11 protein-coding genes are annotated in these 10,307 nt (G+C 56.9%); 8 read left to right on the top strand and 3 right to left on the bottom strand.

Going from position 1 to position 10,307, the window contains the following annotated elements; translation table 11 throughout:
* Window positions 1–1,317, top strand: a 1,317-nt coding sequence (gene gltX / locus TX82_RS07895; RefSeq protein WP_042250876.1) for a glutamate--tRNA ligase, incomplete at its 5' end; no start/stop codon positions are given.
* 33 nt (window positions 1,318–1,350) lie between these two features.
* Here the strand turns inward: gltX and TX82_RS07890 are convergent.
* The 3 genes from TX82_RS07890 to TX82_RS07880 all read right to left on the bottom strand — a co-directional run bounded on the left by TX82_RS07890 (window position 1,351) and on the right by TX82_RS07880 (window position 5,932).
* Entirely contained in the window at window positions 1,351–2,070 is a 720-nt protein-coding gene (locus TX82_RS07890) for an HNH endonuclease (RefSeq protein WP_005009082.1), read from the bottom strand.
* 38 nt (window positions 2,071–2,108) lie between these two features.
* The gene (locus tag TX82_RS07885) at window positions 2,109–3,809 is read right to left on the bottom strand and encodes a glutamine--tRNA ligase/YqeY domain fusion protein (protein ID WP_005009081.1); all 1,701 of its coding nucleotides are present in this window, start codon (window positions 3,807–3,809) and stop codon (window positions 2,109–2,111) included.
* A gap of 125 nt (window positions 3,810–3,934) precedes the next feature.
* Window positions 3,935–5,932 (bottom strand): (Fe-S)-binding protein, encoded by a 1,998-nt coding sequence (locus TX82_RS07880; RefSeq protein WP_042250873.1) that lies wholly within the window; start codon window positions 5,930–5,932, stop codon window positions 3,935–3,937.
* Window positions 5,933–6,170: 238 nt separating this feature from the next.
* Between TX82_RS07880 and TX82_RS07875 the strand changes: the two genes are divergently transcribed.
* From TX82_RS07875 to TX82_RS07855, 7 genes are all read left to right on the top strand, one after another.
* On the top strand, window positions 6,171–7,106 hold the full coding sequence (locus TX82_RS07875; RefSeq protein WP_005009078.1) for a hypothetical protein: 936 nt from the start codon (window positions 6,171–6,173) through the stop codon (window positions 7,104–7,106).
* An 11-nt stretch (window positions 7,107–7,117) separates the two neighbouring features.
* On the top strand, window positions 7,118–7,348 hold the full coding sequence (locus TX82_RS16720) for a hypothetical protein (RefSeq protein WP_005009077.1): 231 nt from the start codon (window positions 7,118–7,120) through the stop codon (window positions 7,346–7,348).
* Window positions 7,345–7,905: an HmuY family protein gene (locus TX82_RS07870; protein ID WP_244875011.1), complete on the top strand. Its 561-nt coding sequence runs from the start codon at window positions 7,345–7,347 to the stop codon at window positions 7,903–7,905. The genes TX82_RS16720 and TX82_RS07870 overlap by 4 nt, the downstream gene beginning before the upstream one ends.
* Before the next feature lie 102 nt (window positions 7,906–8,007).
* Window positions 8,008–8,658, top strand: coding sequence for a hypothetical protein (locus tag TX82_RS07865; protein ID WP_005009072.1), 651 nt, complete (start codon window positions 8,008–8,010; stop codon window positions 8,656–8,658).
* Window positions 8,659–8,664: 6 nt separating this feature from the next.
* Window positions 8,665–8,841 (top strand): hypothetical protein, encoded by a 177-nt coding sequence (locus TX82_RS16245; protein WP_005009069.1) that lies wholly within the window; start codon window positions 8,665–8,667, stop codon window positions 8,839–8,841.
* A 21-nt stretch (window positions 8,842–8,862) separates the two neighbouring features.
* Window positions 8,863–9,576 carry a DUF420 domain-containing protein gene (locus TX82_RS07860; RefSeq protein WP_005009066.1) on the top strand — a complete coding sequence of 238 codons (714 nt, stop codon included), beginning with the start codon at window positions 8,863–8,865 and terminating at the stop codon, window positions 9,574–9,576.
* 515 nt (window positions 9,577–10,091) lie between these two features.
* Window positions 10,092–10,271, top strand: a complete 180-nt coding sequence (locus TX82_RS07855) for a hypothetical protein (RefSeq protein ID WP_005009064.1) — start codon at window positions 10,092–10,094, stop codon at window positions 10,269–10,271.
* Window positions 10,272–10,307: the final 36 nt, after the last annotated feature.

The following is a 10,307-nucleotide window of genomic DNA, read 5'->3' as shown; positions in this document are numbered from 1 at the left end:
TACGCCCGCCACCACGCCGGCACCTTCATCCTGCGCATCGAGGACACCGACCTCTCCCGCTCGACCGACGAATCCATCCAGGAAATCCTCTCGGCCATGCAGTGGCTCGGCCTCGACTACGACGAAGGCCCGTTCCGCCAGATGGAGCGGCAGGACCGCTACCGCGAACAACTTGCCAACCTGCTCGACGCGGGCAAGGCCTACCGCTGTTACTGTACGGCGGAAGAACTGGAAGCCAAACGCAAGGCCCAGCAGGCGGCGGGCGAGAATCCACGATACGACGGCACCTGCCGGAACCGCACCGATCAGCCCACGGACCAGCCGCACGTGCTCCGCTTCAAAGCTCCGAAAGAAGGCACCGTCACCGTAAAGGACATCCTGCGCGGCAACGTGAACTTCGAACTCAAGGAAATGGACGACATCATCCTGCAACGCACCGACGGCACTCCGACGTACAACTTCGTCGTGGTGGTGGACGACGCCGACATGCAAATCACCCACGTCATCCGCGGCGACGACCACCTGTCCAACACGCCGAAGCAGGCATTGCTGTACGACGCCTTAGGCGTGGCGCGACCCCAGTTCGCGCACATCTCGATGATCCTCGGCCCCGACAAAACGCGACTCAGCAAACGCCACGGCGCGACCTCGACCCTCGAATACCAGAAACAGGGCTACCTGCCGCACGCGCTCATCAATTATCTCGCGCGGCTCGGCTGGTCGCACGGCGACCAGGAGCTGTTCACGCTGGAAGAAATGATCCAGCACTTCGCGCTGGAGAACGTCACCATCTCCGCTGCTGTGTTCAATCCGGAAAAACTGTTGTGGGTCAACGAGCAATGGATCCAGACCAGCACGCCGGAAGACATCGCGCCGCACCTGGAACCGATCCTCGTGCAGGAAAGATTATTGAGCGAGGGACACGGCCGTTCGAGGGACGGGATCGCGCGCATCATCCCGCCCCTGCAGAAACGCGCCAAGACGCTGGTGGAGATGGCCCACGGCGCCGCGTTTTATTTTAAAGATGAGGTGGAGTTTGACGAGAAAGCGAAAGAGAAGTTTTTGACCTTCGAGGTGAAACCGTGGTTCGAGAAACTGTGCGCGGGGTTGGAGAAGATGGACGAGCCGCTCGAGCACGACGCCGTCGAGTCCCTGTTCAAGCAGGTAATCGAGGAGGAAGGGATCAAGCTCAAGAACCTGGCCCAGCCCGTGCGGGTCGCCCTCACCGGCCAGACCGCCTCCCCCGGCATCTACGATTTGTTTTTAATGCTGGGCAAGGACCGCTCCCTCACCCGCCTGCGGAATGGGATTAATTAGCCCCCCCCTTACAAGGGGGAATATTTTTTTCCTTCACTGCACGAAAATTTCATTTCGGTGGAATTCGAGGAACGCGGGGTCGGGGACAAAACGTTGCGGCAGGGAAAGGCGACGGCCTTCATATTTCTCAAATAAATCGTGATTGACTTGCGAAGACACCATCACTTCGTAATTTGGATTCACCGTAATCAGTCCTCGGTCGAAAGCGCGGTCGTGCAGGGCGTTCAGGCACAGGCCGTTCATGGGGTTTAAGCGGTTTCTAGAATCCCGCGACCAGGGCACGATGTGGCTGGCAACCAGAAGGTAGGGGTTGGCAAGGCCGGTGATGCAACATTTCTCTTCGTAATTGGAAAGCACCATCTTGCGGAAGAACGCCTGATTGACCCGCGCCTGCACCGTCGTCTCGCGCGTCTCGCCTTCCTGCCATTCTATATCGGTAGATTCCTCCACCGCTTCCTTGCCGCCGAGCAGTTCGGCGGTTTTGCGTTCGCTCTCGTAGATCATGCGGTCCCAGTCTTCGAAGAACTCGTTCCACACTTCGCGGTCGAGTTTGCTGACGTTGGTGGCACCGCGTCGGTCTAAGGAAGGGTCCAGGCTGGCGAAGTTGGCGAGTTTGTAACTGATCGATCCTGGAGTGCGTCCCAGCTTTTCGGCGAGTTGGATGATCTCCGGGTTGCCGACATGAATACGACCGAACGGGATGCGGCAATACAGATTGATCGCCACCAGCAACTCCTCCCGCGTCCAGTCCATACGGTATTTTGCCCTCAATCAAAGCTTATAAATATAACCTACCCCTTCTTCTGAATCTTCGCCCAGGTGTCGCGGAGGGGGACGGTGCGGTTGAAGACGGGTTGGCCGGGTTTCGAGTATTTGCTGTCCGTCACGAAGTACCCCATGCGTAAAAACTGGAAGCGGTCGCCAAGCTTCGCTTCTTTCAAGCTCGGTTCCAACTTGCAATCGGTCAACACTTCCAGGGAATCGGGGTTGATGCTTGCGGGAATCTCGATATCGTCGGGGTCTTCGTTCACAAACAAATGGTTGTACAGCCGCACCTCGGCGTCGTACGCGTGCGGTGCGGAGACCCAGTGCAAAGTCCCCTTCACCTTGCGGCCGTCGGGGGTCTGGCCGGACTTCGTCTCCGGATCGTACGTACAGCGCAGCTCCACCACCTGGCCCTGGTCGTTCTTCACCACCTCCTCGCACTTGATGATGTAGGCGTGCTTGAGGCGCACCTCGCGGCCCGGCGCGAGACGGAAGAATTTTTTCGGCGGGATTTCCATGAAGTCTTCCTGCTCAATGTACAACTCGCGGCTGAATGGCACCGTGCGGTGTCCCGCTGTCGCGTCTTCCGGGTTGTTCTCCGCCTGCAAATCCTCCACCTGCCCTTCCGGGTAATTGGTGATGACAACTTTCAGCGGATGCAGGACGGCCATGACGCGCGTGGCGATCATGTTCAAATGTTCGCGGATGCAGAACTCGAGCAGGCCCAGCTCCACGGTGCTGTTGGATTTGGCGACGCCGATGCGCTCGCAAAAATCGCGGATCGACTCCGGCGTGTAGCCGCGCCGCCTGAGTCCGCTCACCGTCGGCATGCGCGGATCGTCCCAGCCATCGACGTACCCCTCCTTCACCAGTTGAAGGAGTTTGCGTTTGGACAGCACGGTGTGTGTGAGGTTGAGCCTGGCGAATTCGATCTGCCGCGGATGAAACACGCCCAGCGCGTCGAGGCACCAGTCGTACAGCGGACGATGGTCCTCGAACTCCAGCGTGCAGATGGAATGCGTGACGCCCTCGATGGAGTCCGACTGCCCGTGCGCCCAGTCGTACATGGGATAAATGCACCACGCGTCGCCGGTGCGGTGGTGCGGCGCTTTCAGGATGCGGTACAGCACCGGGTCGCGCAGGTTGAGGTTGCCCGACGCCATGTCGATCTTCGCCCGCAGGACTTTTGCGCCGGTGTCGAACTCGCCGTTTTTCATGCGTTCGAACAGGTCGAGGTTTTCCTCGACCGTGCGGTTGCGGTGCGGACTGTCCTTACCCGGTTCGCTGAGCGTGCCGCGGTACTCGCGGATCTGGTCGGCGTTGAGATCATCGACATACGCCTTGCCCGATTCGATCAACTGCACCGCCCAGTCGTACAACTGCTGGAAGTTGTCGGACGCGAAGTATTCCTTATCGCCCCAGTCGAAACCCAGCCAGCGCACATCCTCCTTGATCGATTCGACGTAGGCCGCTTCTTCTTTAATGGGGTTGGTGTCGTCGAAGCGCAGGTTGCAGTGGCCGCCAAACTCCAGCGCCATGCCGAAGTTCAGGCACACGCTTTTGGCGTGGCCGATATGCAGGAAGCCGTTGGGTTCCGGCGGGAAGCGGGTGACGACTTTGCCGCCGAAGCGGCCGCTGGCGTTGTCTTCCTGGATGTGACGCCGCACAAAGTGCGACGGCTGGGTGGATTCTTCGGACGTGTCGGATGGATTTCGGGATTCGTTCATGAGTCTCGCGGGTTAAGGAAAGATCGGGCTGTTCAACGCCCACATATTAATGGAAAGCCGGGGGGCGTACAAGGCGGCACCGCGCATGCGGGACTTTCTTTTTTAAAGGAGCGAGGCGGGCCGGATCACTGCCCTCCGGCGATCATCTCCGAGATGTCGCGCACGCGCACCTTCTCGTTCAGGTTCTTCGCCTTGAGCGCGTCTTCCAGCATGAGCACGCAGAACGGGCAGGAGACGGCGATGGTTTCGGGCTCGGTCTGCATGAGTTCATCGACGCGGTTGTGGCTGACGCGCGTGCCGGTGTTTTCCTCGAGCAGGAAGCGTCCGCCCCCCGCGCCGCAACAGGTGCCGCGCTCGCGGCTGGTCTCCACCTCCATCAGCGACCCCGACGCGACCGTCTGCTCGATCACCTTACGCGGCGCTTCGTATTCCTTGTTATGCCGCCCCATGTAGCACGAGTCGTGGTACACGACCTTGTCGTCGGCTTTCTCCAGTTTCAGCTTGCCGTTCTGCACGAGGTCGGCCAACAGTTGCGAGTGGTGGATCACCTCCAGGTGCACGCCGTATTCCGGGTATTCGTTCTTGAACGAGTTGAAGCAGTGCGGGCAGTGGGTGATGACCTTCACCACCCCTTCCTCCTTGAACGTCTCCGCGTTGTGCGTGGCCAGCATGTCGAACAGGTATTCGTTACCCAGCCGCCGGGCGGGGTCGCCGGTGCACCCTTCGCGGTTGCCGAGGATGGAGAAATCGACCCCCGCGGATTGCAGGGTTTTCACCACCGACTCCGCCACCTTTTTGCCGCGGTTGTCGAACGCGCCGTTGCATCCGGGAAAGTACAGGTACTCGGTGGGATGGTTCTTGTCCCATTCCTGCACGCCCAGGTCCTTCGCCCAGTCGGCGCGGCTGGTGCCGGGGAATCCCCACGGGTTGCTGTGCGACTCCAGCGACTTGAACGCGTCGTTGAGTTCCTTCGGGAAGCGCGACTCCATCAGCACCATGCCCTGCCTGAGGTCGATCATCTTGTTGACGTACTCGATCATCACCGGGCATTCCTCTTCGCACGCGCCGCAGGTGGTGCACGACCACACCGTCTCGTCGAGGATCACCCCGCCCATCACCGCCGGGCCTTCCGAGGGTTCCGATTTCAACAGCTCCGGCGTGCGCGCGTTCAGGTGATCGCGCAGGTCGATGGTGAACTGTTTCGGCGACAACGGTTTCTGGCTGTTGAGCGCCGGGCAGAACACATCGCACCGGCCGCACTCGGTGCAGGTGTGCAGGTCCAGCAGTTTCTTCCAGGAAAACTCCTCGATGACGTTGACGCCGAACGATTCGCGTTCCTCATCCTCGAAATCCATGCGGTGCAGGTTGGTGCCCGTATTCAGGTTGGAGAAATACACATTGGGGATGGAAGTGATGACGTGAAAGTGTTTCGAACGCGGCAGGAGATCGAGGAAGAACAGGATCGCCACGATGTGCGTCCAGTAACCCGCCGCCTGAACGGGGATCAGCGCCGCGCGGTCCATTCCGCCCAGCCCTGCCTGCGCGAGGATCGCGCCGAGCCACGCCCACGGCGTCGCCTCCTCCGGCACCAGCACCCGCCGCGCGCCTTCATACACCATGTCCGACAGCATGATGAGCAGGATGAGCATCAGGATGAGGATGCCCTCCCCGGACAAATTGAGCCGTTTCGGTTTCACCACCAGCCGCCGGTAGAGAGCGTACAGGCAGGCCGCCGTCACCAGCACCACGAACCCATCCTTCACCGCGTAGTACAACCCGCGCGGCACATCCAGAAACGCCGGCGCCTCCATCAACGGGAACAACCCGATGAGAAAAAACTCGGCGGCGCGCAGAAGCAGGACGAGGAACCCCCAGAAAATGAGCGCGTGCATCCACCCCGCGCCCCGGTCCTTGAACATTTTCGACTGCGCGATGGCGATCTTGAGCGTTTGCCACAGGCGGTCGAGCGGCCGGTCGAAGCGGTTTTCCGGTTGCGCCCGGCGGAGCGCCTGCCACTTCGGCCACAGGGCATACGTGAACACAGCGAGAGATACGAGCGTGAGCGAAGCCAGCACCCAGGGGTGCCAGGCGGGAGCGATGCCTCCCGGAGTGATGGGGTCCATAAGAGCGATCATGTGTAAGGTTGAGAAAAAAGAACGCCCCGAAAGGCGTGTTTGAGGAGGCCGGGAAATCCATCAGGATCCCCTGATGAAACGGGCCGAATTCCCATAACTTCTTGTGAAATCAGCTATTTTCCGACTCAAATGCCGTTTGCCCCCTGCCACCCGTGTGTTATATTAAAAACATACGATATGGTGCAAGGGGAGAACGTTGGCAACCTTTAATAAGGAGCATTTTCGCATGCCCTCGATTACGGCTCCATTCAAGAATGCATTATACCTGATCGGCCTCTCCGCGTGCATCGGTTGGGTCTCCCCGGCGCAGGCCTTTCCCGTTGACGACGCCTTCCCTCTGCCGCAGGAAAAACCCAAGACTTACGTGCACGAGCACCCGCGAAGCCGCGTGCCCATGGGCCAATACCCGTCCCTGAACCCGAACCTGAGCGGCGACATCAACGACCCGCACCCGTTCCCGGAATACATGAAGCGGTTCGTCGGCGAGCATAAAATCCCCAAATACTATTACGACCTCATCCAGCAGCCGCCGCAGGACCAGGTCCAGAGCAAGGTTTTCAACCCCGTGCTGTTTTCCCGGCTCCGGCGGATCGGCGTGGTGGACTTCGAAAACAAGATTCCCGTCAACGAACGCGACCCCGATGCAGGCAAGTTTCTGGCAGGACAGGTGACCACCGAACTCGAAACCCTGCCCAAGCTCAATGTCATTCCTCCCCAAAAAATGGTGGATGAGTTTTACCTTCAAATCACCCATCCCGGGCGGGTTCTACCGCCTGTTTCCGGCAAGGGACCTAAAGATTCCAAAAGCGGCCCTGAAAATTCCCAACCGGGATATGATTTGCCGTATGCTGGTGATAAAATGGATGCTGTTTTGATCGGTGCGGTCACCCGGTTCAGCAACCAGTATGAAGACCGTCACGGAAAGAAAAAAGAAAGCCACGCCGCGTCCGTCGAATTCGGCGCATTCTTGATCAGTACCGAAACGGGGGAAGTCATCTGGGCCGCCCGGTATGTCGGCACCCAGCGCCCCACTTTGGGAAACCTGTTTAAAGGCCAGATACGCTGGTTGAGCAAGCAGGAGTTCCCGCAGGAAGCGATCAAGAAAACTTTCGAGGCGTTTGACGTGTTCAATACCAATAAACCCGGTAGAAACATTAAATAGATAGAAGAGTCATGAGCGAACCATTCAACACCCCTGTCCAGGAAAATGAGCCGGTCAGCCCGGAGGCCCGCAAAAAACACAAACTGTGGCGCAACCTGTTCATCCTGAATCTTTGCGTCACGCTGTTACTGATCGGCATCTGGTGGCTTCCGGTCAAATTCGCCGAAATCAATAAAACCATGGACGAGCCGAGCATGGAAGCGACCAAGAAAAAGGTCCGGCGAACGTGGGCGGCACGTTGAAAACCGAAGTGATTCCGGAAAGCCACCTGCTGAAATCCCGCGTGGTGGTGGTGGACGCACGGGACGAACAGACCTGGCGGTATTACGATTTTTCGCGCGGCGGCCCGGTGGAAATCCATGACCGGTCCTCACTCGAATGGGACCTCGCCTTCCGCCGCGGCAAGATCATCTCCAATGGCGGAATGACCAACAAGATCGGCAAAGCAGGCCTGATGGACATGGGTGAAGTGAGCTACGATGCCGTGGAAGAAGTGCCTTTGGACCGCGAATTCATCCAGGACAAGGCCACCCAAACCGAACCCGAAAACCCGGTGCTTGCACAGTGGTACAAGTACAACTACATCACGCACAAGCTGACCGCGCGCAAGAACATATACATCCTGCGCACTGCGGAGGGCAACTACGCCAAGATTCAGTTTCAGAACTTTTACTGTGCGGACAAACAGCCGGGGTGCATCCAGATGAAATACGCCTACCAGCCGAACGGTTCCCCCAATTTCCTGAAAAATTCAGGATCCTTTTCCACCACTTCCGTGCTGGAAACCCCGAAAATGTAAAAACCGGTTCCGGCGGAACGGAAAATTGGCATTATCACTGGAAAATGTATTAGAATAAAGGTTTTCGCGGAAACGCCCCCCGCATCCCGCGGAACCCCGGCCATGCGCCCTTCCGCCCAGTCGCGGACCGGATTGTTGAACGATTTCATCGAAACGCAGGAGACCCGCTCAATGCCAAGCTTGAAAGGAATTCTTTTCAACCAGTTCGCCAGCGAAGGCGTCAACCAGTTGATTGAAGAGTTGCAGAAAACGTACAAACCCAAAAAAGGACGCCGCTTCAACCATGCGGACATCACTTACGAAATCAGCCGCCCCAGTTTGCAGGACAACCAGCTCGGTTTCGAAATCAGCTCCAAAATTCCGCAGGATGAAGTTAAAGATGAAAAGGCAATGGAAGTGTACTTTGACAAGATCAAAAGCATCTTGAACAACGACGAGAAAAAACCGGTTTCTGTTGAACGCGAAAATATCGTGTGGGATTCGAAAAAGGAAACCGAAAAGGAACGCGACTACGTGAAGTGTCAGTACACGTATCCATTGGAAGATTTGTACAAAAACGATGAAATTATCAAGCGGTACGAAGCGTTGCAATCCGGGTCGGGAGAATCCCTGCCTGAAATTCCCGGGGTTTTTACCGTACAGGGCAAACTGGCCCTCATCATGGTCCAAGAGACCATCCAGGATTATGTCCGCAGCAACATACAGACCCTGATCGACGCCAACCAGAAGGTTCGGAGCGGCCTGAAAGGTTAACGCCGCATGAATCCGTTTCTGTATTATCTCGGCCGGTCCCTGCAGATTGTGGGACTGGCCATCATCACCTACGTGGTGTTCAAGTTTTTTCAACCCGTGGGCATGGAATTCCTGCTTTACTATTCAATTGCCGGAGTCGCCATGTTCTACGGAGGCACCCTGCTCCTCGAAAAAAATCAGTAACCACCCTTTTCGCAGGTCATCATGAAGGAAGCTCTGGCAAAACCCGGATTCCTGATCGCCACCAGCACCCTGGGGGCCGACCTCAGTTACCTGCTCGCGGTCATCTTCACCGTCATGTTTCTTTTTGCCTGGTGGCAGGCCAAAAAAGGCGACGGCACCCGGCATCACAAGCTCATTCTCGTTTCAATGGTCTCCATGGTCGTGTACTTCATCGGCTACTACTACACCCGTTCGCTCGGCGTTTTGTCGCTGGAAGGCAAAGAAGGGTTCGGCGGACCGGAGAGCATTTACAACAACGTGTTCATTCCCATTCTCACCACGCACCTGGTTCTGGTGACCCTGGGGCTGATCCTGACTCCTTACATGATCATCGAGGGCTTCCGGGCGTCGAAAAAAGTGGACGGGAAGTGGACTTTGCAGACCGGGGTGCTGAAGGCGAACCCGGCACGCTTCAAACGAATTTACATCTGGCTGCTGACCATCTGGGCGGGTTTGCAGGTCGTATTGATGGCGGCAGGCAAGTCTGTAGGCTCGATGATCGCCTACTTCCTCATCTTCCTCACCATCGCGCTGGTGATCAGCATTGAAAAGTTGGTCGAAAAACTGCTTCCGGAGGGGGATCGGCGGCACCGCGTGCTGGGACGGGGAACCATGGTCCTGTTCGCTTTGATCCTGGTGACGAGCACCGCCACCTACCTGTTGCTGTACGTGTTTTACCCCGTACGGGCGGCTTAACGGTGTGGGCCATAACCCCTTTAGCACAAGGGCCTTGGCGGGTTTCTGGGAGGGTAAAAAAGCTCTTTTTTACCCTTGACACCTGTCTGATCCGGTGATATCTTTCGCTGGATCAAATGACTTCGAAGTACATCAGCAGCAAGTACACGGCGAATAAAACGTTAACACCCAAGCCGATAGCAACAATCGCGTTAAAGATTTTTCCGTCTTTTCCGGTAAACATAGAAAGTCGTTTTGATCAAAAAGTAGGTGAATTAAGATTGCGTAAAGTACCATTCGCCTGTTGAAGGTGTCAAGGTTTTTAGCATACAGTTCTGGTTTTTAACTTTGTTGAAGAAGGGAAAAGGGAACCCATGGACATCCAAAAAATTAAAGAAAAAGCTGGTCCTTGGATTTACGTCGTTACCGTGATCTTCAGTTTGTGGTTTTTCTACTGGTTCGCTTCGGTTTGGCGCTAAGCCTCCACACCGGCCCATGGATTAACTTTCTAACCAGTATATTTGGAGCATTGATAAATGGAAGAGACGCAAGAAGAAAAGAAACGGTGGATCACCCCCAAGTCGATCATCCACTTCCTGATTGCCTTCGTTCTCATGGCTGGCTACTACTACCTCATCAACGTAGCCCTCATGAAGGTACAGGGATTGGAATTCCACTACCTGTGGGTTTCCGGTAGCGGTGGCGGCGGACATTAATCCCCGCCCCCTGTTTTACCCATTTCCCGTTCAATC

The organism is Nitrospina gracilis 3/211, assembly GCF_000341545.2.
In the GTDB taxonomy this organism is placed as follows: Bacteria; Nitrospinota; Nitrospinia; order Nitrospinales; family Nitrospinaceae; genus Nitrospina; species Nitrospina gracilis.
This window is presented reverse-complemented; position numbering and strand designations above follow the sequence as displayed.

Bases quoted from the DNA above. Each gene is read 5' to 3' on its own strand.
- TX82_RS07885 (WP_005009081.1), bottom strand. From the start codon at position 3,809: ATGAACGAATCCCGAAATCCATCCGACACGTCCGAAGAATCCACCCAG.
- TX82_RS07855 (WP_005009064.1), top strand. From the start codon at position 10,092: ATGGAAGAGACGCAAGAAGAAAAGAAACGGTGGATCACCCCCAAGTCG.
- TX82_RS07860 (WP_005009066.1), top strand. From the start codon at position 8,863: ATGAAGGAAGCTCTGGCAAAACCCGGATTCCTGATCGCCACCAGCACC.
- TX82_RS07890 (WP_005009082.1), bottom strand. From the start codon at position 2,070: ATGGACTGGACGCGGGAGGAGTTGCTGGTGGCGATCAATCTGTATTGC.
- TX82_RS16245 (WP_005009069.1), top strand. From the start codon at position 8,665: ATGAATCCGTTTCTGTATTATCTCGGCCGGTCCCTGCAGATTGTGGGA.
- TX82_RS07880 (WP_042250873.1), bottom strand. From the start codon at position 5,932: ATGGACCCCATCACTCCGGGAGGCATCGCTCCCGCCTGGCACCCCTGG.
- TX82_RS16720 (WP_005009077.1), top strand. From the start codon at position 7,118: ATGAGCGAACCATTCAACACCCCTGTCCAGGAAAATGAGCCGGTCAGC.
- TX82_RS07875 (WP_005009078.1), top strand. From the start codon at position 6,171: ATGCCCTCGATTACGGCTCCATTCAAGAATGCATTATACCTGATCGGC.
- TX82_RS07865 (WP_005009072.1), top strand. From the start codon at position 8,008: ATGCGCCCTTCCGCCCAGTCGCGGACCGGATTGTTGAACGATTTCATC.